The organism is Streptosporangiales bacterium (genome assembly GCA_009379825.1).
Classification (GTDB): domain Bacteria; phylum Actinomycetota; class Actinomycetes; order Streptosporangiales; family WHST01; genus WHST01.
In genome coordinates, this window is sequence record WHTA01000005.1 from 43,692 (window position 1) to 66,928 (window position 23,237).

General features: G+C 68.5%; 24 protein-coding genes. 14 read left to right on the top strand and 10 right to left on the bottom strand.

The window, feature by feature from the left end; translation table 11 throughout:
* Positions 1 to 641: 641 nt before the first annotated feature.
* Genes GEV07_03995 through GEV07_04030 form a run of 8 tightly spaced genes read left to right on the top strand, consistent with a single transcriptional unit; the run spans position 642 to position 9,587 of the window.
* Positions 642 to 2,285 carry a hypothetical protein gene (locus GEV07_03995; GenBank protein ID MQA01909.1) on the top strand — a complete coding sequence of 548 codons (1,644 nt, stop codon included), beginning with the start codon at positions 642 to 644 and terminating at the stop codon, positions 2,283 to 2,285.
* Between the two features lie 14 nt (positions 2,286 to 2,299).
* On the top strand, positions 2,300 to 3,535 hold the full coding sequence (locus tag GEV07_04000) for an amidohydrolase (GenBank protein MQA01910.1): 1,236 nt from the start codon (positions 2,300 to 2,302) through the stop codon (positions 3,533 to 3,535).
* A 47-nt stretch (positions 3,536 to 3,582) separates the two neighbouring features.
* A complete protein-coding gene (locus tag GEV07_04005) occupies positions 3,583 to 4,527 on the top strand; it encodes an ABC transporter permease subunit (GenBank protein MQA01911.1) in 945 nt (314 codons plus the stop codon).
* A gap of 10 nt (positions 4,528 to 4,537) precedes the next feature.
* Positions 4,538 to 5,371 carry an ABC transporter permease subunit gene (locus tag GEV07_04010; GenBank protein ID MQA01912.1) on the top strand — a complete coding sequence of 278 codons (834 nt, stop codon included), beginning with the start codon at positions 4,538 to 4,540 and terminating at the stop codon, positions 5,369 to 5,371.
* 5 nt (positions 5,372 to 5,376) lie between these two features.
* On the top strand, positions 5,377 to 6,402 hold the full coding sequence (locus tag GEV07_04015; GenBank protein ID MQA01913.1) for an ATP-binding cassette domain-containing protein: 1,026 nt from the start codon (positions 5,377 to 5,379) through the stop codon (positions 6,400 to 6,402).
* Positions 6,399 to 7,448 (top strand): dipeptide ABC transporter ATP-binding protein, encoded by a 1,050-nt coding sequence (locus GEV07_04020; protein ID MQA01914.1) that lies wholly within the window; start codon positions 6,399 to 6,401, stop codon positions 7,446 to 7,448. The genes GEV07_04015 and GEV07_04020 overlap by 4 nt, the downstream gene beginning before the upstream one ends.
* 34 nt (positions 7,449 to 7,482) lie before the next feature.
* The gene (locus GEV07_04025) at positions 7,483 to 8,850 is read left to right on the top strand and encodes a CapA family protein (protein MQA01915.1); all 1,368 of its coding nucleotides are present in this window, start codon (positions 7,483 to 7,485) and stop codon (positions 8,848 to 8,850) included.
* A gap of 17 nt (positions 8,851 to 8,867) precedes the next feature.
* The gene (locus GEV07_04030) at positions 8,868 to 9,587 is read left to right on the top strand and encodes an FCD domain-containing protein (GenBank protein ID MQA01916.1); all 720 of its coding nucleotides are present in this window, start codon (positions 8,868 to 8,870) and stop codon (positions 9,585 to 9,587) included.
* Positions 9,588 to 9,642: 55 nt separating this feature from the next.
* Here GEV07_04030 and GEV07_04035 read toward each other — a convergent pair whose 3' ends face one another.
* Complete coding sequence (locus GEV07_04035; GenBank protein MQA01917.1) at positions 9,643 to 9,873, bottom strand: hypothetical protein; 231 nt, start codon at positions 9,871 to 9,873, stop codon at positions 9,643 to 9,645.
* Between the two features lie 122 nt (positions 9,874 to 9,995).
* On the opposite strand from GEV07_04035, the gene GEV07_04040 reads away from it, so the two are divergent.
* The 3 genes from GEV07_04040 to GEV07_04050 are packed head-to-tail and all read left to right on the top strand — an operon-like array spanning position 9,996 to position 12,672.
* Positions 9,996 to 10,436 carry a hypothetical protein gene (locus GEV07_04040; GenBank protein MQA01918.1) on the top strand — a complete coding sequence of 147 codons (441 nt, stop codon included), beginning with the start codon at positions 9,996 to 9,998 and terminating at the stop codon, positions 10,434 to 10,436.
* 2 nt (positions 10,437 to 10,438) lie between these two features.
* A complete protein-coding gene (locus GEV07_04045) occupies positions 10,439 to 11,257 on the top strand; it encodes an alpha/beta fold hydrolase (protein MQA01919.1) in 819 nt (272 codons plus the stop codon).
* Entirely contained in the window at positions 11,254 to 12,672 is a 1,419-nt protein-coding gene (locus tag GEV07_04050; protein MQA01920.1) for a hypothetical protein, read from the top strand. The genes GEV07_04045 and GEV07_04050 overlap by 4 nt, the downstream gene beginning before the upstream one ends.
* Before the next feature lie 9 nt (positions 12,673 to 12,681).
* Here GEV07_04050 and GEV07_04055 read toward each other — a convergent pair whose 3' ends face one another.
* The 5 genes from GEV07_04055 to GEV07_04075 form a co-directional block, all read right to left on the bottom strand.
* Entirely contained in the window at positions 12,682 to 13,809 is a 1,128-nt protein-coding gene (locus GEV07_04055) for a hypothetical protein (GenBank protein ID MQA01921.1), read from the bottom strand.
* Complete coding sequence (locus GEV07_04060) at positions 13,806 to 14,039, bottom strand: hypothetical protein (GenBank protein MQA01922.1); 234 nt, start codon at positions 14,037 to 14,039, stop codon at positions 13,806 to 13,808. The genes GEV07_04055 and GEV07_04060 overlap by 4 nt, the downstream gene beginning before the upstream one ends.
* Positions 14,040 to 14,069: 30 nt before the next feature.
* Entirely contained in the window at positions 14,070 to 14,342 is a 273-nt protein-coding gene (locus GEV07_04065) for a DUF3140 domain-containing protein (GenBank protein ID MQA01923.1), read from the bottom strand.
* A 74-nt stretch (positions 14,343 to 14,416) separates the two neighbouring features.
* A complete protein-coding gene (locus GEV07_04070; GenBank protein MQA01924.1) occupies positions 14,417 to 14,824 on the bottom strand; it encodes a DUF2795 domain-containing protein in 408 nt (135 codons plus the stop codon).
* A gap of 21 nt (positions 14,825 to 14,845) precedes the next feature.
* A complete protein-coding gene (locus GEV07_04075; protein MQA01925.1) occupies positions 14,846 to 16,642 on the bottom strand; it encodes a thiamine pyrophosphate-requiring protein in 1,797 nt (598 codons plus the stop codon).
* Positions 16,643 to 16,794: 152 nt separating this feature from the next.
* Between GEV07_04075 and GEV07_04080 the strand changes: the two genes are divergently transcribed.
* Positions 16,795 to 17,556 (top strand): SigB/SigF/SigG family RNA polymerase sigma factor, encoded by a 762-nt coding sequence (locus GEV07_04080; protein ID MQA01926.1) that lies wholly within the window; start codon positions 16,795 to 16,797, stop codon positions 17,554 to 17,556.
* Between the two features lie 19 nt (positions 17,557 to 17,575).
* On the opposite strand, the gene GEV07_04085 is transcribed toward GEV07_04080, so the two are convergent.
* On the bottom strand, positions 17,576 to 17,800 hold the full coding sequence (locus tag GEV07_04085; protein ID MQA01927.1) for a hypothetical protein: 225 nt from the start codon (positions 17,798 to 17,800) through the stop codon (positions 17,576 to 17,578).
* Between the two features lie 92 nt (positions 17,801 to 17,892).
* Here GEV07_04085 and GEV07_04090 point away from each other — a divergent pair, with 92 nt between their 5' ends.
* Positions 17,893 to 18,534 carry an endonuclease gene (locus tag GEV07_04090; protein ID MQA01928.1) on the top strand — a complete coding sequence of 214 codons (642 nt, stop codon included), beginning with the start codon at positions 17,893 to 17,895 and terminating at the stop codon, positions 18,532 to 18,534.
* 19 nt (positions 18,535 to 18,553) lie between these two features.
* Positions 18,554 to 18,787: a hypothetical protein gene (locus GEV07_04095; GenBank protein ID MQA01929.1), complete on the top strand. Its 234-nt coding sequence runs from the start codon at positions 18,554 to 18,556 to the stop codon at positions 18,785 to 18,787.
* On the opposite strand, the gene GEV07_04100 is transcribed toward GEV07_04095, so the two are convergent.
* From GEV07_04100 to GEV07_04110, 3 genes are all read right to left on the bottom strand, one after another.
* Complete coding sequence (locus tag GEV07_04100; GenBank protein MQA01930.1) at positions 18,784 to 19,665, bottom strand: polysulfide reductase; 882 nt, start codon at positions 19,663 to 19,665, stop codon at positions 18,784 to 18,786. The two genes, GEV07_04095 and GEV07_04100, sit on opposite strands and share 4 nt — an antisense overlap.
* A complete protein-coding gene (locus GEV07_04105) occupies positions 19,662 to 20,489 on the bottom strand; it encodes a 4Fe-4S dicluster domain-containing protein (GenBank protein ID MQA01931.1) in 828 nt (275 codons plus the stop codon). Before GEV07_04105 ends, GEV07_04100 begins: the two co-directional genes overlap by 4 nt.
* 77 nt (positions 20,490 to 20,566) lie before the next feature.
* The gene (locus GEV07_04110) at positions 20,567 to 23,236 is read right to left on the bottom strand and encodes a molybdopterin-dependent oxidoreductase (GenBank protein MQA01932.1); all 2,670 of its coding nucleotides are present in this window, start codon (positions 23,234 to 23,236) and stop codon (positions 20,567 to 20,569) included.
* Position 23,237: the final 1 nt, after the last annotated feature.

Sequence of the window (23,237 nt, forward strand, 5' to 3'; positions counted from 1 at the left end):
GTGCGGATGACTTCGGGCAACCGGCCCATCGTGCGTTACTGGTTGGTACTCGGAGCATCAATCACCGACGGTGACGGGAAATACCGGCTCTTCCGGCACCGGCGTTTCCACCTGACGTCGCACACACGTCTCCCCTTCGCGGCAGTGCGGCGAGGCATCGCGTGACGATTACCGGTGTGGCGACAACGTGCGCTACGCCCTTTACGCAGGTGATCGCGTAACCCGTTGCGCGATCACTGTGCCGGCGCGCCGAGCGTCGCCCGATCGCCGAAACCTGCTTGTAAACACTGACCTTCGACGCCTCGGTCGGGGCACTCGTCTACCCATCGACGGAGTCTCGGGTCGACCCTTGACACGGCAGCTATTAGATCCAATCCTTGACGAATTGCTCGGTCCAGAGGGAACCGAAGTCGGTCCCCTCACCGCACTTGCGTATCGCCGACGGAGCTGGTTCGCGCTCCTGAAGGGATTCCGCATGCTCGATTCCCGCTCTCCCGCCCTCCTGCAGCGCTGATCCTTCGATAGCCAGCTACCAGAACTGAACCCCCCAAGTAGGCGCAACGAGAATTCACGGCCGCAACAATGCCGGATCCTGAACATTCGATCGTTCGGGCAGCAGCCGTGAGGGAAGGACCCCCTACATGCGTCGCGACAGCCTCCCCTACCCTCTTCCGGACCAGCCGCAACCCGGTCACCATCCATCTCGCCGGTTCTTCCTGCAAGGCACGGCCGGCGCGGTCGCCCTCGCGTTCGGCACCGGCACGCTGACGGCGTGCGGTGGACAGTCGACCAGCCAGGACGATGGCGGCGGCGCACCAGGCAAAGGCGGCGTCATCGACCTCGCCATCAATACCGACGTACCGACGGTCGACTGGACCAGCTCGACGGCCACGATCACCCGAGCTATCGCCTGGCACATCTTCGAGCAGCTCTTCGCCTTCGACAAGGACTACAAGCTCAGGCCGATGCTCGCCGAGGGCTACGAGGTCAGCGACGACGAGCTCACCTACACCATCAACCTGCGCAAGGGCATCAAGTTCCATGACGGGGCGCCGCTCACCGCAGAGGACGCCGCGGCATCCATCAAACGCTGGGGAAAGATCTCCGGCGGCGGCATCCTGACGCTGGAGTACATCGACGAGATCAAGCCGGCCGGCGAAACCACGCTCGAGATCGTGCTCAAGAAGCCGTTCGCCCCGCTCATCCCGAACCTCGCCGACGTCAAGCAGTCGCTCATCGTCATACCCGCCAAGGCCGCCGAGGATGCGGGCACGGAGCCGCTGGGAGACAAGCACCTGATCGGCACCGGCCCGTACAAGTTCGTCAGTTGGTCCCGCGGCCAACGGATCACCCTGAAGCGCTACGAGGGATACAGCGCAAGGAAGGAAGACTGGGGCGGACTCACCGGCAAGAAGACCGCCTACCTCGACGAGATCAAGGCCAGCGTGGTCAAGGACGCACAGGTGCGCCTCAACCAGCTGCAGACCGACCAGTCCCAGTACTCCATGGAGATCAGCCTCGACGTCTACAAGTCGATGCAGTCGACCGAGAACGTCGAGCCCGTCATCATCGACTCCAACGCATGGCTGGCAGTGATCTTCAACAAGGCACGGCCACCGTTCGACAACGTCAAGATGCGGCAGGCCGCGAACTTCGCGGTGAACAAGAAGGACGTCGGCAAGGCCGCCTACGGCAGCGAGAAGTTCTGGAAGATGGACGGCTCGATCTTCTTCCCCGAGCAGGAGGACCTGTACACCACCGAGGGCACCGACAACTACGACGCCCACGACACGGCGAAGGCCAAGCAGCTCCTCTCCGAGGCCGGCTACAAGAACGAGAAGCTACGCCTCCTCGTCACGAACCTCTACCCGGACCACTACAACGCCGCCCAGGTCGTCGTGAAGCAGCTGAAGGAGGCCGGCTTCAACATCGACATGCAGGTACTGGAGTGGCCGACGCTCTTGACCAAGCGCGAGGAGAAGGACGCCTGGGAGATGTTCATCACCTCGTTCTCGCCGTCGTTCGACCCGACCGGCGTCATCTGGATGCTGCCGGACTGGCCGGGTTGGTACGAGAGCCCGAAGATGAAGAGCACGCTGGACAAGTGGAGTCGTGCCTCGTCGGACTCCGAGAAGCAAGACCTCCTCGTCGAGATGAACGAGATCACCTACTCCGAGGTGCCGCTCGTCAAGCTCGTGAACAGCGCGACCCTGCACGGGCGCAGTTCGAAGCTCAAGAACTACGAGGCCTGGATCGACGTCCGGCTGTGGAACACCGGGCTCTGAGAGGAGAGGCCTAGATGGCGTCAGAAAGCGCGGCACCGGCAACCACCTTCAGCGTCGACGAGGCGAAGACGTATCTCGAGCTGTTGCGTGGCCATGCCACGGAGATCGAGACCGAACTGGTCGACGTGAGCCATCGGATACACGAGCACCCCGAGGTCCGGTTCCAGGAGAACTTCGCCAGCCAGCTGCTGACGGAGAAGCTGCAGGAGCACGGCTTCGCGGTGGAGAACGGTGCCGGCGACCTGCCGACCGCGTTCCTCGGCAAGTACACCAACGCCGAACACACCGAAGGCGCACCGACCATCGCGATCTTCTGCGAGTACGACGCATTGGAGGGCATCGGGCACGGCTGCGGGCACAACATCATCGCCTCGTCGGGGCTCGGCGCCGCGATCATCGTGAAGCGCTGGCTCGAGGCCAACCCCGACGTGCCCGGCAACCTCCTCGTCGTCGGCAGCCCGGGCGAAGAGGGCGGCGGCGGCAAGGTGTTCCTCATCGAGGCAGGATGCCTGGAGGGGGTGGACGCCGCGATGATGATCCACCCCGGCGGCAACAACAACGCGCGTCGCACCGGCCTGGCGAGGATGCTGCTCGAGATCGAGTTCACCGGGAAAGCCGCACATGCAGCGGGTTCACCCCACCTGGGTGTCAACGCGCTCGATGCCGTAAACCTGACCATGGTGGCCATCGGTCTGCTGCGTCAGCAGGTCAGGGACGACTCGCGGATCCACGCCATCGTCGCCGACGGCGGTCAGGCGGTGAACATCATCCCGGAGCACGCGGCCATCCGCGCGTACGCGCGCTCGCCGCAGAGCGACTACCTGAACGAGCGGCTGTTGCCTGCAGTGGAGAACTGCGCGAAGGGTGCGGCCCTCGCCACCGGCACGACCGTCGACATCAAGTACCCGCTGCCCGCCTACCAGGAGATGCGCAGCAACGACACACTGGTCGCTCTCTCCGAAGCGAACCTGGCAGCACTCGGGCGGCAGTGCGAGTACGAGGACAACACGCATTCGGGTTCGACCGACATGGGCAACGTCAGCCACGTCGTACCCTCGATCCACCCGCACATCGAGCTGCGGCCCGAGCTCACCATGCACAGCCGCGAGTCTGCGGCTGCGGCTGCGTCGCCCGAGGGCGACAAGGCGGTGATCGACGGAGCACTCGAGCTCGCCATGACGGCAGTCGAGCTCTACGCGCAGCCGGACCTCCTCAAGGCGGTCACGGTGGCCTTCAAGGAAGGTCGCTGACGCATGGCTGGGCGGCGTAGCGCGCCGGGTGCGGCGTAGGAGCGGCCGTGACGGCGTACATCATCCGTCGGCTCTTCGCGATGATCCCCGTGCTCATCGTGGTGGGTGTGGTCATCTTCTTCCTGATCCACCTCACCCCGGGCGACCCGGCGGCGATCATCCTCGGTCCGTCCGCCGGGCCGGAACAGGTGGCGGCGCTGCGCCGCGAGCTCGGCCTGGACGCACCGCTGTTCGTGCAGTTCTTCACCTGGGCCGGCCAGGCGCTGACCGGGAACCTCGGCGAGTCGATCTACGCGCACCAGCCGGTCACCGAGATCATCGCCCTGCACGTGCCGCCCACGATCAGCCTGACGGTGCTGTCGTTCATCTTCGGCATCGTGATCGCCATCCCGACGGCGCTCCTGGCGGTCTGGAAACGGAACACGCTGCTCGACTCGGCGTTCATGTCGGTGTCGATCCTCGGCGTCTCGATCCCGAACTTCTGGCTCGCGCTCGTGTTGATCCTCGTGCTCGCCGTCCAGTTCAAGGTGCTCCCCGTCTCCGGGTATGTGCCACTGGAAGAGGGCGTGTGGCAGTGGTTCATCCACCTGCTGCTGCCTGCGCTCGTCCTGGCCGTACAACAGGCGGCGCTCATCGCGCGGATGCTCAGGGACGGAATGCTCGAGGTCATCCACCAGGACTACATCAGGACGGCGCGCGCGAAAGGACTAGGCGAGCGGCCGGTCCTCACCAAGCACGCGTTCCCGAACGCGATGATCCCCACGGTGACCGTCATCGGGGTCAGCCTGGCGAAGCTGCTCGGCGGCGCTGTCGTCACCGAGCAGATCTTCGTCATCCCCGGGCTCGGCAACCTCCTCGTCGACTCCATCGCCAGGCGCGACTTCCCCGTCATCCAGGGCGTGATCCTCTTCATCGCGCTGATCTACGTCGGAGTCAACCTGCTCGTCGACGTCGTCTACGGGGTCCTCGACCCCCGCATCAGGTACGACTGAGGGCGGCCGCATGTTGAGTGGGATCGCTACGTTCCGCCGCAACCGGCTGATCGGTCTGTCGGCCGCCGTCGTGCTGTGCCTGCTCGTGGTCGCGGCCGCGTCCGCGTCGCTGTGGGTGCCGCACGACCCCACCGCGATGGCGCCCGCGGACCGGCTCAGCGGGCCGTCGGGCGAGTACTGGTTCGGCACGGACAACTTCGGCAGGGACATCTTCAGTCGCGTCGTCTTCGGCGGTCGCGTCTCGCTGATCGTCGGCCTGTCCGTGGCCGCGCTTGCCACCGTCTTCGGCGCCGTCGCCGGGTTGCTCGCCGGCTACTTCCGTCGGGTCGACGACGTGCTGATGCGCGTCGTCGACGGGTTGATGGCCTTTCCGTCCATCATCCTGGCGCTCGCCCTGGTCGCCGCGCTCGGCGGCAGCCTGACGAACGTGATCATCGCGCTCGCGGCCACCACTTGGCCGATCATGACGAGGGTGGTCAGGTCCTCGACACTGCAGCTGCGCGAGCTGCAGTTCGTCGAGGCGGCCGTGGCGACGGGGACCAACAAAGTGGACATCCTCGTACGGCACATCCTGCCGAACGCGCTGACGCCGATCATCGTGCAGGCGACGTTCATCTTCGCCGAGGCGGTGCTCGCCGAGGCCGCCCTGAGCTTCCTCGGCCTCGGCATCAAACCACCGACGCCGACGTGGGGCAACATCCTCGGTGAGTCGAGGAGCTACCTCACCATCGCACCCTGGTACTCGATCTTCCCCGGGTTCGCGATCGTCCTCACCGTGCTCTCGCTGAACATCTTCGGCGACATGCTGCGCGACATCATGGACCCACACTCGGGCAGGCGGTGACGAACATGGCGATGCTCGAGGTCGACAACCTGAAGACCTACTTCGACACTCCCGAAGGCGTCGTACGCGCCGTCGACGGCGTCAGCTTCTCCCTGGAACCCGGCCAGACCCTCGGCATCGTGGGCGAGTCGGGCAGCGGCAAGAGCGTCACCGCGCTCTCCGTGATGCGGCTCAACCCGTCGCCGCCCTGTTACCACCCGGAAGGCGAGATCCACTTCGAGGGCGAGAACCTGCTGAAAGCGTCCGAGCAGCGGATGCAACGGGTCAGGGGCAACGACATAGCCGCGATCTTCCAGGACCCGATGACCAGCCTGAACCCGGTGTTCACCGTCGGCGGCCAGATCGCCGAAGCCATCCGGGTGCACCAGGACGTCACGAAGACCGAGGCGCGGCAGCAGGCCGTGCAGGTGCTGCGCGACGTCGGCATCCCGAGCCCGGAGACGCGGGCGCGCGACTACCCGCACCAATTCTCCGGCGGCATGCGGCAGCGGGCGATGATCGCCATGGCGCTCGGCTGCAACCCCAAGGTGCTCATCGCGGACGAACCGACGACCGCGCTGGACGTCACCATCCAGGCCCAGATCCTCACGTTGATGGCGGACCTACAGGAACGCCACGGCACCGCGATCATCATGATCACGCACGACCTGGGTGTGGTCGCGAAGCTCGCGGACAAGGTGATGGTGATGTACGCCGGCCGCGCCGTCGAGTACGGCCCCACCGACCCGGTCTTCTACGACCCACTGATGCCGTACACCTGGTCGCTGCTCAAGTCGCTGCCGCGGCTGGGGGCGGGCAAGGCGCCCCTGCACCCGATCAAGGGCCAGCCGCCCAGCCTGATCAACCTGCCCACCGGCTGCAGCTTCAGCCCGCGCTGCCCCGCTGTGCGCGACCAGTGCCACGAGATCGACCCGCCGCTCGAGGAGAAGCGGCTCGGCCACTCGGCGGCCTGCATCCTGTCCGCGGACGAGACCGCGCGGAGCAGACGGGAAAGCACCGAACAGCAGGACGCGGAAGGACACGCGCTATGACCGCCCCGGGGGTCGGCTCCGACCTGCTCCAGGTCAACGGCCTGAAGATGCACTTCCCCGTCAAGGCCGGCGTGCTGCGCAGGACGGTCGGCCAGGTGAAGGCCGTCGACGGCGTCGACCTGACCGTCCGCCGCGGCGAGACGCTCGGGCTGGTCGGCGAGTCGGGTTGCGGCAAGAGCACGTTGGCGCGCTGCCTGCTGCGGTTGCTGCAGCCAACGGACGGCGAGGTGCTCTTCGAGGGCGAGGACATCCTTCGCTACAACGCGAAGGAGATGATGCGTGTCCGGCGCGACATGCAGATCGTCTTCCAGGACCCGTACGCCTCGCTGAACCCGCGGATGTCCGTAGGACGGATCATCGGCGAACCGATGCGGGTGCACGGCACGGAACGCGACAGGAGGCGCAAGGTACAGGAACTGCTGGAGATCGTCGGGCTGAACCCTGAGCACTACGACAGGTACCCGCACGAGTTCTCCGGCGGCCAGCGCCAGCGGGTCGGCGTCGCACGTGCCATCGCACTCAACCCGAAGCTCATCATCTGCGACGAGCCGGTCAGCGCCCTCGACGTGTCCATCCAGGCACAGGTGATCAGCCTGCTGAAGAAGCTGCAGGACGAGTTCGACCTCACCTACATCTTCATCGCCCACGACCTCGCGCTCGTCGAGCACATCTCGGACACCGTTGCCGTGATGTACCTCGGCAAGGTCGTCGAGCTGAGCAGCGGCAAGCAGCTGTACGCCGAGCCGCGGCACCCGTACACCAACGCGCTCATGTCGTCGATCCCGGTGCCTGACCCGGAACGGGAGCGGGAGCGCGTCCACATCGTGCTCAGCGGCGACGTGCCTTCGCCCATGAACCCACCGAACGGTTGCACCTTCCACACCCGGTGCCCCCGTGCCGAGGCCTACTGCAGTGAGAACGTACCCGCGCTCGAACTGCAGGAGACCGGCGGCGCCGCACCGCATCTGGCGTCGTGCTTCTTCCCCGTGCTGCCCGGCCAGCGGGCGGACGAGGCGGCGCCAGTCACCACGGACGACGAACCCTAGGAAAGGCCGACACGCGAACACGAAAGACGGCTCGATGACCACGACACCAGAAGCGATCACCGTCGCACTCACCGGCGACAGCATCATCACCCGCCGGGTCCCGGCCGACCTGGACGAACCGACGAGACGACTCGTCGCGCTACTCCAGCAGGCGAACGTCTCGTTCACCAACCTCGAGGTCCTGCCGAACGACTTCCAGGGCTACCCGGCGGTGGAGAGCGGCGGTACGCATCTCGCGGCACCCTCGTGGGTGCTGGACGAGCTGGTGGCGATGGGCTTCGACCTGTTCGGCTGCGCCAACAACCACGCGCTCGACTACAGCATCGAGGGTCTGTTGGCCACGATGCACGAGCTGGAACGGCGTGGCCTGCCCTACGCGGGGGTCGGCCGGACACTCGCCGACGCGCGGATGCCCGCGTACGTGGACCATCCGAACGGCAGCGTGGCCATGCTTTCGTGCACGTCGACGTTCGCCAAGAGCCAGGTCGCGGGCGAGCAACGTCCGGAGATGCAGGGCAGGCCGGGACTCAGCCCACTGCGTTACCAAGCCGTCTACGACGTGACCCCGGAGCAGCTCAGCCAACTGCGCAAGATCTCCGCCGACCTCGGACTCGACCGGCAACAACAGGAGCTCATCGACATGGGCTTCGCGTTCGCGCCCACCGATCCGGAGATCTTCCAGTTCAAGGAGGCGAATCTCCGCACTGCCGGTCAGCTGGACGCGAGCTTCCGTGCCGCCGACCACACCGCGGTTTCTTCCACGCCGCACGAGGGCGACACCGACGCCCTCACCACGTGGGTGCGCGAGGCACGAGCACGCGCGGACGTCGTCATCGTCAGCCTGCACAGCCACGAACAGGGCGACGACAAGGAGGAGCCGGCGAGCTTCGCCAGGGACTTCGCCCGCCGGATGATCGACGCCGGCGCGGACGTCGTCGTCGGGCACGGACCACACCTGCTGCGTGGCATGGAGCTCTACGACGGCAAGCCGATCTTCTACAGCCTAGGCAACTTCATCGGCCAGAACGAGCTCGTGCAGAAGCTGCCGGCGGACTCCTACGAACAGTTCCGGGTGGACCCCACGCAGACACCGAGCGCTGTCTTCCGTTCCCGCACCGACAACGACCGCAGGAGCTTCCCTGCGGACGCACGCTTCTGGGAGACGATCGTGCCCGTCTGCCGGTTCTCCGGCGGCGAGCTCGTCGGCATGGACCTGACGCCGGTCTCGCTGCGGCACGGCGAGCGGGCGTACCGTCGTGGGCGTCCCCGGTTGGCCATGGGGGCGGAGGCCGAGGCCATCATGTCGCGATTCCACCGACTGTCCGCAGCGCTCGGCACCGAGGTGTCACAGTTCCCGCCGCTCGCGCAGAAAGTCGTTGCGGGCGCCGGAGGAGATCCGTAGAACGAGGCGCACCTGTCATGGTTGTCGACGAGTCGAACAGCAGAGCCGCTGCCGAACCGGCCCTGGCTCGCTCGACCGGACCCAGACAGACATCGCTGCGCGCGGCGTACGACTATGTAAGGGCGGCGGTGATCGACGGCACCCTCACACCGGGTTCGCGGATCACCGTACGCCCGCTCGCCGAGCACCTACGACTGAGCCCCACCCCGATCAAGGCCGCCCTCGCGACCCTGGAGCGTGAGGGGTTCGTCGTGTCCGTCCCGCACCGCGGGTACTTCGTACCCGAGGTACGCACAAAGGACCTGCTGGAGATCTACGAGCTCCGTGAGGCCGTGGACGGCATGGCCGCCCGCAGGGCGGCTGCGGCACCCGACCACGTCATCATCGCCGACGAGCTGGAGAAGCTCCTCGAGCGGCAACGCACGTTCGTGGCCGACGGCGACCTGCAGACGTACGGTGAGCTGGATCTGCAGTTCCACCAACTGATCTGGGAAGGCTCGGGCAACCTGCGGTTGCACGCCATCGCAGATAACCTCATCGCCCAGGTCCGCCTGGGCAACCGGCTGTCCGCGCAGGTGCCCGGCCGCCTCCCGGTGGCTCTCGACGAGCACGAGGCGATCCTCACGGCCATCCGCCGCGGTGACATCCGTGCCGCCGAGCGGCACATCAGGCGGCATGTCCGCGAGTCGGGCGCGGCGCTACGGCGGTACGCCCGGTCCAGGCGCGGGCCCGGGTAGCCGGCACCCGGGCGACGTCAGCAGATCCAGATGCGTGCCTTCGCGCGCGGTCTGCTCAGCCACCTTCCTCTTGCAGCCGTTGGCGGAGCATCTCCTTGCCCTGGGCGCCAGCCTTCCTGTTGTTGTGCTGGATCTTCCGGAACCACTCGGCGAGCTCGGCGTCGTTCTGTTGCTCCGCGTCGGCGATGTACGTCTCCATCCGCCACACGTTGTGCAGGGAATCCTGGACAGCGGAGAACAGGTTGTAGTTCTTGTCCTTCACCGGGCTGCTCGGCTTGTCCGCCATCGGTCGCCTCCTCCGATACGTAGTGGTGTCTGCCTTGCACACGTCCTGCTACCCGCGCCGAGGTCGTTTACCCATCACCCGGGCTGGGTAGCCGTGCCCCACCGAGCAAAGGAGGTCACGTCGTGGAACCGGCCGCATTGATCTTCCTCGCGACCGGCATCGTCGTGGTGGCCGTGGTCGGCTGGCTGATGATGTTGACCGGCCGCAGGTACGTCGGCGGCGCAGGGGGTGCGGGTAGCAACGTCGGTTCGGTCGCCGGGCTGTTGGCGGTGGTGTTCTTGTTGGTGACGCTCGGCATCACCGCGCTGATCACCGTGCTGCCTGTCGGCGACGGCGTGTCGGGATACCTGGTACGGCTCGGCATCCTGCTGGTCGTTCTCGGGTTGGTCTACGGCGTCTTCGTCGGTGCGCTCGCCCGGCGTCGCGAGGTCGCCATCACCGAGGCCGCGCTGGCGGAGGCACAGGAGCAGGAGAAGCCACACGAGCCGCCCTCCAACCCCAGCGTGCCGACGCACTCACCGAGCTACCTCCCACCGAGCGGGCTGCCCGGCGACGGCACGTGACCATGACCGGCACGCAGAGGGAGGCGACCGCCGAGGCAGCCGGTTCCCGCGGCCGGCGCTGGGCGACGGTCGCCACCCGGCGCTTCGGACGCCGCCTCGCGATCACGGACCTGACCGCCGCGGTCCACGCGAGGACCATGGGCGACGGCGCGGACGTCGTCATCGTCCCAGGGCTCGCGGTCTCCGCCTACCTGTACGAGACCCAGGAACGGCTGGCGGCCCTGGGCCGGGTGCACCTGTTGGAGCTACCGGGTGTCGCCGGCGGGCGCGACGTGCCCGGTACACCGACGCTGCGGGACGACGCGGCGGCCGTCACGGAGTGGTTGCGGACAAGACTTCGGCGGCCCGCCATCGTGGTCGGTCACTCGTACGGGACGCAAGTCGCCGTACGAACGGCGGCCGCCGACGACACGTTCGTCGCAGGTCTTGTCCTCGCCAGCCCCACCGTCGACCCGCGCTACCGGTCGCTGCGGCGGCTGTTGTGGGCCTGGCGTGCGGACGCCAGGACGCACCCCGAGGGGCTCGTCGAGGTCAACCGCCCCCAACAGCGACGGGCCGGTCTCGGCCGCGTCTGCGCGATGGGGGTATCGATGCTCGCCGACGCACCGGAGCGGTGGCTGGCGCAGGTCGCGGTGCCGCTGACGGTCATGGTGGGCAGCCGCGACGCGCTCGGCACCGAGGCCTGGGGACGGCGACTGACGGACCGACCGAACGGCAGGTACGTGCGCGTCGAAGGTGGTACGCACACGTTCCCGTTCGAGTGTCCCGAGGCGTTGGTGCGTACGGTTCGAGTCGACATGGGAAAGGACACAGAGCAATGAGCACCCTGGCACCAGAACGCGCGGTGGCGAGTTTCGACTCGGCAAGCGCGTTCCTCCGAGTTACGGCGCACGCCCTGCGCGGCGAGAGCTTCCCCCACCTCGGGCGGGGCCGGCTGCGCGCGTTGCCGACGCGCTACTCCACGCTGCTTCCACGTACCGTGCGCCGCACTGCGTACGGCGTGTTCGGCGGCGTGGACGGGATCCCCGCGCGCCGCCTCGGCGACGTCGACATGGAGACCGTTGCGCAGTGGGTGGTCGAGCACTACGGCGAGGACAGCTACCCCGGCGTGGTCATCGGCTCCCCGAACGGCGCTGCTGCGCATCTCTGCGCCGAGACCGGGATGCCGTTCCTCCCGCAGACGCTGCTGATCCCGGTGCGTTGGGAGGGCAACGACCCCGACCACGGGATCGAGGCGATGGAGCGCGGCAGGAGGATCGCCGGTCCGCTGCTCGAGAACAACCCGGGGATCGTGCTGCACCACATGCACGACGGCAACCAGGACCGGCTGATGATCCAGCACATGACGTACTTCCGGCTGAAGTGGCGCCAACTGCCTGCGGCCTACGAGCGCTTCCTCGCGGAGCGCCTCGCACCTGAGGCGCCGATCATCTTCCTCGCCGACGACTCCACCTGGCCGACGACCAGGATCGACGATCGCCACTTCTTCCAGGCAGGCGCGCGCGGCGGACTCAACGCCAGCGAGTACACCGAAGGCTCCCCGCGGGTCGCGAGCTACTTGCAGGAGCACGGTTCTGCGCACACCCAGTTCCAGTCACCGAAGCCGGATGGCGTGAGCGCGGAGGCCGAATGGGGGTTCGACGCCAGGATCGCGGACGACATCAGCTCACGGGCCAGCGAGCTGTCGCATCCGGTGGTCACCATGCACGTACCGGAACCGCAGGCACTGTCGGGACCCACCGCACGCCTGCTGCGGCAACGGTTCAGGGACGCAGGCGCCGACGGCGACCGGCTCGTCGTCGAGTCGTTCCTCATGGTCGACCCGGTAGAGGTACGCAGGAGCGGTTCTGTGCCGTTCTGGAGCTACTTCCCCGTCGAGGAGTCACTGACCCACTGCGCGGAGCACGTCGAGCGCGCTGCTCGCGCCGGCGACCCGTACCGGGACGTCGACGTCCTGCTGTTCCCCCACGGGGTCGCGTCGGTCGGCGCGACCAGCCCGAAGGACTGGGCGGAGCGGCTACGCGACCACATCAGCGGCAAGGTGCGGTTCGTCTCCGGCACTCCAGAACGTTGGCCTGCGCACTTCGACGCGCTGGCGAAGTACGGCACTGCGCTGGGCCAGCTCGCCGACCAACCACAACCCGGCGAGCGGCTGCCGGTGGAACAGATGCTGGAGCGGGTCGCCGGTGACGCCGTCCGCCTCGACTCCCTGCCGGAGCGCTTCGCGAGGCGGTGACCCGCCCGGTTACCCGTGCGCCTGTGCCGGGTCGTGCGAGTAACGCAGCAGGGCCGCCACACCGTCGCGATGGCCGATGCTTCCCGGTTCCACGAACGCCAGGTCGGCATCGGTCGTCGCCGCGGCACCGACGAGCGCGGCGGTAGCCGGCACCTCGACCTGGTCGGTCGCTCCCATCTCGGCGAGCGCGGCGGCGTCGCGGGCGAGCAGGTGGATATCGTCGCCCATCCACAGTGCCGGCAACCGCTCGACGGCGCCGTCGTCCTCCAGGAGCACCGTGTCGACCTGGGCCTTGCGCAGACAGCCGACCGTCGCGTCCAGGCCGGCGGCGGCGCGTTCGCCCTGTCCGAGCTGTTCGCGGAACGCCTCGAGCCGACCGGCATCGTCGGCGGCCGCCCGTGCGGCGAGCACCTCGTCCACCTCCTCGTCGACGGGGCGTGCGCCGCGGTGCCGGCTGCCGACGTCGAGCTCGACGAGCAGCTCCTGCACGCCGGGCGGTGCCACGGCATGGAAGTTCGCCTTCGCCTGCGGGTCGCCGGCGAGCACGACCACCTCGGCGGCGACGGTCTTGACCAGCTCGGCGACGCGGTCGACGACGACCTTCGCGTTGTGCTGTGTCACGTTCTCGACCCGCTGGTGGATCCTGCGGTGTGACCAGCCGCCGCCCCGCACCTTGTGCAGCGGATGCGTGTCTCCTTCGACCGCGGTGTCCACCACGTCCGACCGGCCGCGGATCTGGATGTCGGCGCCCGCCGCATCGACGTTGACGACGAGACACGGCAGCTGCGTTCGCATGGAACGCAGGAGCGGCAACACCTCCGGCAGCTTGCCCCAGGTCGCCGTACTGGTACCGGGATGCGCGTGGAAGTACTCGTCGAGCAGCAGCTCGCCACCGGCTGCGACGGCGACCTGGCCTTGCGCACCCCCCTCCGCCGGCGGGGTCGCCACGGCGCAGTCCAGTGCGCGCAGCGTGTCCTCGTCCGCGCCCGCGGCACGCAGCTCCGACCGGACGCCCCGCCAGCGCAGGCGCACCGCATGCTCAGCGTCGCCGGCCTCGCGGCCCGCTTCCAGCGTGACGCTGGCGAACGGCCCGCGAACCGAGTACAGCGGCTTGAGGAAGTCGAGATCCAACGTCACGGCCGCACCTCCGGTTTCTTGCGGGCCAGCTGGTCGGGTTCGGCCGGATCCTCCCCTGCGATCCGGCCGACGAACGTGCCGCTGCCGCCGGTGCTCGTCGTGGTGCCGGCGGCACGCGGGCGGTCGCCGGTGACCCGGCTCAGCGCTTGGTGCCGGTCGGCTGCCACGTCGGCCTCGGTGCCGCGCCGTACAACCAGGCGGTCGCGCAGCGCCGCGAGACGGCGCGCCAACCTCGTCAGGAGTCCACTCATGCCGCTGCCCTACCCCGCCTTGATCGGGTCGTGTCCGACGTTCATCAAGCGGTACTTGCGGCGCTCGTCGGAGATCAGCTCGCCGATCGACTGGCCCTCGGTCTCGTCCTCGACGATGGCGATGACCCGCCACATGGTGTCGACGTCGTCAGTGGTGAGATCCATCCGCCGCTTGCGCAGGATCTCGAGCACCGCCTCGCCTAGCGGTGGTGCCTTGCCGGCCGGGTCGGCGACGAGCTCCTTGCGCTCACCCAACCAGTCCGTCAGTTCCCGCGAGGTCATGTTGACGACCTCGTGGAAGCGTTCCCATACCTCGTCGACGGGTACTTCCGTGTCGCGCTTCACGATCCCTCCAGCTACGGCCGTTGCTCCTGCCCGCCACCGAGCGCCGACCAGACGTCCTGCATCGTCCTGAACACCACGCCGGCCGGCAGCTCGTACAGCTGCGCGACGATCTCGTCGGGCGCGTTGTTGGCCGTCGCGCTCTGCAGCACGCCGGCCCGGTCCGTCGGGAAGACCGACGGCTCGAGGTGCCTGGCCATCTCCGTGCGCGGCTCCACCTCGTCCGGGTCGAGGCCCGGCGGTGTGGCACCCCGGTACGTACCGCCGGGAGCGCCGGGCGGTTCCGGCTCGTCGTCGGCGGGAGCTTCCGGCTGCCGCCACTCCTCGCTGTGCGGCTGCACGCCGGAGCGCTCCAACGGCTCGGTCTCGTGCTTGAGCTCCTCGTCGAGCCGTTGGCCGTGCCTGTCGCTGCCACGTTGCACGTCGCCACCTCCTCTGGACGGCTACGAGCGGGACCTCGGCCCGGCGAGGACCTCTTGCAGCTTTGCCTTCACGCCTTCCTTCAGCACGCCCCATCGGTCGCTGTCGCCGCGGACGATGGACTCCAGTGCGTTCTCCATCTGCTCCCAGGTGGCGTGCGGCGGGATCGGCGGCACCGCTGGGTCGGTCACGAACTCGAGCAGACACGGCCGGTCGGCGGCCAACGCCTGCTCCCAAGCGGTCTGCACACCGCCGGGTTCCTCGACCTTTATGCCGCGCAGGCCGAGCACCCGGGCGTACTCGGCGTACGGGAAGTCGGGAATCTGTTGCGACGGCAGAAACTGCGGCGCACCGCCCATCGCCCGCAGCTCCCAGGTGACCTGGTTGAGATCCTGGTTGTTCAGCACGCAGACGACGAGCCTCGGGTCGTCCCATTCGGTCCAGAACTTGCCGACACTGATCAGTTCGCTGATGCCGTTCATCTGCATGGCGCCGTCGCCCACCAACGCGACGGCAGGCCGGTCCGGGTGCACGAACTTGGCACCCACGGCGTACGGCAGCCCCGGGCACATGGTGGCGAGGTTGCCGGACAGCGACCCGCGCATCTGGCCCCCGAACTTCAGGTGACGCGCGTACCAGTTCGCGACCGAACCCGAGTCGGCCGTGACGATCGCGTCGGACGGCAGCATCGGGGACAGCTCGTGGAACACGAGCTCGGGGTTGATCGGGTCGGCGGAGACGCCTGCGCGGCGTTCCATCACCTCCCACCAGCGGGCGACGTCCCTCTCGATCCGTTCCCGCCACGACCTGTCCTGCTTCTTCTCGAGCAGCGGCAGCAGGCCGGCGAGCGTCGAACGCGCGTCGCCGACGAGGTTCACCTCGTACGGGTACCGCATGCCGACGAGCGTGGGATCGCGCTCGATCTGCACGCCGCGCGCTCCGTCGAGATCCGGCAGGAACTGGGTGTAGGGGAAACTCGAGCCGACGGTCAGCAAGGTGTCGCAGTCGCGCATCATCTCGTAGCTCGGCCGGGTGCCGAGCAGGCCGATGGCACCCGTGACGTACGGCAGGTCGTCGGACAGCACGTCCTTGCCGAGTAGTGCCTTGGCGACCCCGGCGCCGAGCACGTCGGCCACCCGTTCGACCTCACGCGCGGCGTCCGCGGCGCCCTGCCCGATGAGCATTGCGACCCGCTCGCCGGCGTTGAGGATGTCCGCAGCTCGCTGCAGGTCGTCGTCCGCCGGCCTGGCGGCCGGCTGCGACATGCCAAGGCTCGACGGCACCATCATGAACTCGTGCGTCGGCGGCGAGTAGTCGAGTTCCTGCACGTCTTCAGGAATGATGACGGCCGTCACCGTCTGCCGGGCGAGCGACGTCCGGATCGCGCGATCCACGACGTTGGGCAGCTGTTCCGGCACGGTGACCATCTGCACGTAGTCGCTGGCGACGTCCTTGTACAACGACAGCAGGTCGACCTCCTGCTGATAGCTGCCGCCGATCGCGCTGCGGTGGGTCTGGCCGACGATCGCCAGCACGGGAGTGTGGTCCAGCTTCGCGTCGTAGAGGCCGTTGAGCAGATGGATCGCGCCGGGACCGGACGTCGCGGCGCACACCCCGAGACGCCGGGAGAACTTCGCGTAACCCGTTGCCTCGAAGGCCGACAGCTCTTCGTGCCTGGACTGCACGAAGCGTGGCGAGTCACCCGCGCGTCCCCAGGCGGCGAGCAACGCGTTGATCCCGTCACCCGGGTACCCGAAGACGTGTTCGACTCCCCACTCCCGGAGTCGTTCGAGCAGGTAGTCGGCGACGGTATGCGGCATCTTCGCTCCCGCGATACGTATGGCGGCAGGGTCGCTAGCTGAGCTACCCACGCGATCCGGGACGAAACGGGGTCTCCAGTTCCGGTTGAACGATGTACGGTGGGGAATAAGACGTACGTCGATTACGCAGTCGTTGGTTTGGACTGATAGCGATGACGACGTCAACCGACATGCAATGCACTGATGCGGAGCTCTTCGGACAGCTGGCTTCCGCCGCCGACGAAGGAGCCAAGGAACGCGCTCGCGAAGTAATGGTGGAGCGGTACAGCTGGCTGGTGCGCTGGGCGGTGAACAGATACACCGGCCGCGGCGAGCAGACCGAGGAGCTCGACCAGGTCGGCTATCTGGGCCTGATGGAAGCCATCCAAAGGTTCGACGCCGGACGCGGGGTCGACTTCGTCACCTTCGCCCGGCCGACCGTGCTCGGCGAGATCCGCCGCCACTTCAGGGACAGCCGCCGCTGGGTACGGTTGCCGCGCCGGATCCAAGAGCTGAAGATGCAGATCAAGGAAGCCTCGGAGCAGCTCTGCCAGGAGAGGGGGCACCAGCCCTCCGCGGCGGAACTGGCCGCGCACCTGGAGACGAGCGAGCGGGCGGTCGAGGAGGCGCTGGCGACCGACGACACGTTCTCGCCGCTCTCCCTCGACGCGCCCGTCAGCGACGAGGAGGAGGCCGCGACCTATCTGGACACGCTCAGCGACGACGACCAGGACCTGGAGAGCGTCGTGGACACCGAGTCACTGTGGCCACTTGTCGAGCGGCTGCCGGAGCGCGAGCAGGAGATGGTGCTGCTGCGCTTCTACGGGAACAAGACCCAAAGCGACATCGCCGATCAGCTCGGCATCTCACAGATGCACGTGTCGCGCCTGCTCAACCAGACGCTCAGGTCGCTGCGCGAGGAGCTGGTCGCGTGAGGCGCCTGCGCTGCACCGGTCAACAGCGTTTGAGCTCGGAGTTCTCGACCACGGCGGCCGCGGCGCTGATCAGGGCGCGCTGATCGTACCAATCCGTGTGATCGCTCTGCTCGATGGCGACCGACACCTCGTCACCATTCTTGATCTTCAGCAGGACAACGGCATCCGCTACCCGGTCATCGGCACCAAGGTCGGCGGAGACTCCCAGACTGTCGAGGATCTCGCCCAACGGCATGCGAGCCATGACGGGCACCCTCCTTTCGGTCCGCACGAGTGTCCCCTACCCTGCCAGGCCCACTCGATGCAGTCGCGACCCTTCCCACAGAGGAGGACGCCATGTCGGCATCCAGGGAGAGGCAAATCCGTACGTTGCTCGACCGACACGGTCAAACCTACGCAAGCCAGGCCAAGATCGGCCTGGCGGACAAACCCGCACCGCTGTTCCAGCACCTGGTGCTGTCGCTGCTGCTCTCCGCGCGGATCAAGAACGACATCGCCGTCGCCGCGATGCGGGCACTACTCGACGCGAAGCTCACCACGCCGGCGAAGATGGCCGACGCGACGTGGGCGCACCGCACCAAGTTGCTGAACCGGTCGGGCTACGCGCGCTACGACGAGAGCACGTCCAGGATGCTCGGCGACACGGCCGAACGGGTGCGCACGCAGTACGGAGGCGACCTGCGCAGGCTCCGCGCCGCCGGCGACGGTGGCGTCACGGCGCTGCGGAACCTGGTGAAGGAGTTCAAGGGCATCGGCGACGTCGGCGCCGACATCTTCCTGCGCGAGGTGCAGGGCGTCTGGCCGGAGGTACACCCGTTCGTCGACGCCAAGGCGGCGCAGGGCGCGCAGCTGCTCGAGCTGCCCACGGAACCCGGCCGGCTGGCGAAGCTGGTCGACCGCGCGGACTTCCCACGGTTGGTCTGCGCGTGCGTACGGGTGACGTTCGCGAAGGACGCGGCGGAGGTCAAGGCCGCGTGAGACGAAGGAAGGAGACCCGATGACCAGCCCTGACGACCGTCGCGTCGAGGTTCCGCTCGAGGAGGAGACGGACGTACCGCAGGACGAGTCCGACGCGCTCGTCACCGACGAGCTCCTCCCGGAGGAACGCTTGACCGAGTTCGAGCCCCCGGACGAGCCGTCCACCCCGACGGCGTCCGGCCACACCGGCGCCGACGAACGCACGGACGAACCCATCGACGAACGACTCGACCAGGAACAGCACAGCACCTAGGTCGTTTGCGTCAGCCGGTCGCGTTGTGGGGTGACGACGTACTTCGGGTCCCGGGTCGACCGGATGCCGGCGTCGAAGACGCCGAAGCGGGTGCATAGGCCGGCCGCGAGGTACGCGGCGCCGGCCAGGCCGGTGGCGACCCGGCTCCGGCGGCCGGCGGCCGACAGGCCGGCGCCCGCGATGGTCAGGCCGGTGGCGGCGCGGAGCAGCCGCCGTGCCCGGCCGGTGCGGTACGGCTCACCGGCGAGGCCGTGCGCGCGCTCCAGTAGCCCCGAGGCGACCAGCTCTATCCCCGCCCCGAGCCAACCCATCCGACGGGCCGGCTCGTGCTCCGCCCGGCCGCCGCACAGCAGCCCCGCACCCGCGGCCGAGGTCAACGCGCTCCCGGCGAACACGAACGGCAGCTCGCGGTACGCCGAATGCCAGGCGGGCACGGCAGTGTCGGCCAGCAGCACGGCGGTGTACGTGCACATGGCCGGGCCGAGCACCCCCGCGCCGATCCCCGCTGGCCGAGCCCATCTCGCCCGGCCGGCGAACTCCGCGGCCGCAGCGGCGGTCGCCAGCCCGCCGAACGGGGCGAGGATCCACGAGCCGACGGACAGCGGCGAGGTCGGCTTGAACACCCGCAGCATGTAGAGGAACCGCGCCGGCCGGCCGAGGTCGTGGATCAACGCGCCGACGCTCGACACGGCCGCGCCCGCGGCGACCGCCCGGTAGGTCCGGCACAGACCCGCGCGCCCGGTCAGGTCGCACAGCGCCGCCGCGCCCGCGCTGGCGCCGGCCAACCCACCGAGGAACAGGTACCCGGGCACGTCGGGCACCCGCCACGCCGGCTCCTTCAGTACGGGGCGCCCGTAGTACGACCGGTTCTCGCTCATCGCCGCCTCCTGGTGAACGCGAGCGCGATCCCCGCGGCGACGGACACCGCGGCGGCGGCCGCGTGCTTCCACATCGCCGGGAGGTCGCGGGTGGTCACCACCGGGTCGGGCGGCAGGCCGTACACCTCGGGCTCGTCGAGCAGCAGGAAGAACGCGCCTGCACCACCCACCCCGTCGCCCGGGTCACGGCCGTAGAGCCTGGCGCCCGTTGCGCCCTCGCCCCGTACGGCGGCCAGCCGGCGGTCCGCGCGGTCACGGAGCTCGTCCAGCTCACCGAACTGGATCGAGTCGGTCGGGCAGGCCTTCGCACAGGCCGGTTCGAGGCCGTCGCCGAGCCGGTCGTAGCAGAGCGTGCACTTGAACGCCCGGCCGTCGGTCTCGCGGCGTTCGATGACGCCGTACGGGCAGGCGGGTACGCAGTAGCCGCAACCGTTGCAGATGTCCTCCTGCACGACCACCGTGCCGAACTCGGTACGGAACAGCGAACCGGTCGGGCAGACGTCCAGGCACGCGGCATGGGTGCAGTGCTTGCACACGTCACTGGACATCAGCCAACGCACGGCCGTGTCACCGTCGCCGGCCGGCTGCTCCGGCATGCCCACGGACGGCATGCCGAGGTCCACGGTCGCCACCTCGTCGGCCACCGGCACCCGCTGTTCGACGAACGCGACGTGCCGCCAGCTGTCCGCGCCGAGCCCACCGGTGTTGTCGAACGACTGCCCGAGCAGGTCGAGCCCGGTCGACGGCACCTCGTTCCACTCCTTGCACGCCACCTCGCACGCCTTGCAGCCGATGCAGACCGAGGTGTCGGTGAAGAACCCCATCCGCGGCGGGTGGTCCGGGTAGCCGGCGTCACCCGCAGGGTCGGCGAGCGGGCCGTACAGTCGGTCGCGCAGGTTGGTCACGCGGCTGGTCCTCCCCTCGGCTCGTCGATACCGGCGCGGCGCCGGTACGCCTCCACCAGCTCCCGCAGCTGCGCACCGCCTGGCCGGCGGCCGGGACGGATGTCACAGGTCGCCGCCTTCGCCTCCTGGATGTGCACGTTCGGGTCGAGCAACACGGCGAGCAGGTCGTTCGCCGAGTCACCGGTGGACAGGCCGTTCCCGCCCCAGTGGTACGGCACCCCGATCTGGTGCACCACCTGGTCGCCGATGCGCAGCGGCCGGAGCCTGTCGGTGACCAGCACGCGCGCCTCGACCACCGCGCGTGCGGTGATCAGGACGGCCCAGCCGCAGTGCGTCAACCCACGCTCTCGCGCGAGCGCGGGCGAGACCTCGCAGAAGAACTCGGGTTGCAGCTCGGCGAGGTACGGCAGCGTGCGGCTCATCCCGCCGGCGGTGTGGTGTTCGGTGAGGCGGTAGGTCGTGAACACGAACGGGTAGACCGCACCGTCGACGTCGTGGTGGCGGTTACCCGGGTGCAGGTACGCCTCCGCCGTCGGGTTGGTGCGCTGGCCGTACAACAGGTTGTCGACGGGTGACTCGACCGGCTCGTAGTGCGTGGGCAACGGGCCATCGACGAGACCCGCAGGCGCGTGCAGCCACGCCAGCCCGTCGGTCTGCATGACGAACGGGTCGGTCCCTGCGATGGCGTCCTCGGCGCGCGCCCCTTCTGGTGGCCGGTAGTCCGGCGGCTTGGTCGCCTCGAAGTCGGGGACGTCCTCGCCGACCCACCGGCGTGCGCCGGTGTCCCACCACACGTACCGCTTCCGTTCGCTCCACGGCCGTCCCTGCGGGTCGGCGGAGGCCCGGTTGTAGAGGATGCGCCTGTTGGCGGGCCAGGCCCACCCCCACTCGGGCGCGACCCGGCTCTGTTCCGTCCTTGGCCGGCGCCTGTCCGCCTGGTTGACGCCGTCGGCGTAGACCCCGCAGTAGATCCAGACGCCGCAGCTGGTCGAGCCGTCGTCGCGCAGCTGGGTGTACGCCGAGAGGTGACCGTCGGGCCCGTACCCGTTGATCTCGGCGAGCACGGCCTCGGCGCTGGGTTCCTCGTACGCGCCTGCTGTGGGGTAGTCCCAGGTGAGGTCCTGCAGCGGACGGTCGCGCTCGTCCGCGGAGTCGGCGACCTTCTCCTTCAGCCGCCGGCCCAGGTGGTAGTAGAACCACAGGTCGCTGCGCACCTCCCCGGGTGGGTCGGTCGCCTGCCTGTGCCACTGCAGCAGCCGCTGCGTGTTGGTGAACGTGCCGGCCTTCTCGGTGTGTGCCGCGGCCGGCAGGAAGAAGACCTCGGTGCCGATGTCCTCCGCCCGCATCTCGCCGATGGTGACCTCGGGGCCGTCGCGCCAAAACGTCGCGCTCTCGACCAACGACAGGTCGCGTACGACGAGCCAGTCGAGGTTGGCCAGTCCCAGCCGCTGCAGTCGGCCGTTGGCGGAGCCGACCGCCGGGTTCTCACCGACCAGGAAGTACCCCTTCACCTTGCCGGCGATCTGGTCGAGCACTGTGCGGTACGTCCCGTGGTTGCCGTTGATCCTGGGCAGGTAGTCGAAGCAGTAGTCGTTGTCGGCGGTGGCCGCGTCACCCCACCACGCCTTCAGCAGACTGACCGTGTAGGCCCGCATGTTGCCCCAGAAACCGGTCGTACCCGCATCGGCGGCTACGAAGCCGTCCAGGTCGACGTGGTGGTGCGCGTGCGGCATGGGGATGTACCCGGGCAGCAGGTCGAACAGTGTCGGGACGTCGGTGGAGCCCTGGATGCTCGCGTGCCCGCGCAATGCGAGGATGCCGCCTCCCGGCCGGCCGATGTTGCCGAGCAACGCCTGCAGGATCGACGCGCACCTGATGTACTGCACACCGACCGTGTGCTGGGTCCAGCCGACGGAGTAGCACCACGCCGTCGTGCGTTCCCTGCCTGAGTTGCTGGTGACCGCCTCCGCGACGGCATGGAAGTCCGTGGCGGGAATGCCGCAGACCCGCTCGACCAGCTCTGGCGTGTATCTGGCGAAGTGCCGCTTCAACACCTGGTACACACACCGTGGGTGTTGCAGCGTCTCGTCGATGCGGGGTTTGCTGCCGACGGTGGCGCCGCCGCTGCCGTACCTCTGCCCGCTGGCGGCCGCCTTTATCGCCCGGCCGCCGTGCTCGACGCCGACCTGGCCGGCGTTCTCCGACCACTGGTCGCGCTGTCCTGCGGCCGGGTGGACGTCCGCCGCCTCGTACTCCCACGACGTGGTGTCGTAGTGCCGGCTCTCGGGGTCGTAGCCGGAGAACAGCCCGTCCAGGTCCTCGGTGTCCACGAAGTCCTCGCGCAGGATCGCCCCGGCGTTGGTGTACGCGACCACGTAGTCACGGAAGTCGAGCTCGTGGGTGAGCACGTAGTTGATCAGGCCGCCGAGGAAGGCGATGTCCGTACCGGCCCGTAGCGGGACGTACTGGTCGGCCACCGCGCTCGTCCGGGTGAACCGCGGGTCGACGTGGATGACCTTCGCGCCGTGCGCCTTCGCCTCCATCACCCACTGGAACCCGACCGGGTGACACTCGGCCATGTTCGAGCCCTGGATCACGATGCAGTCGGAGGCGGCGAGATCCTGCTGGAACGTGGTGGCACCGCCCCGCCCGAAGCTGGTCCCCAGA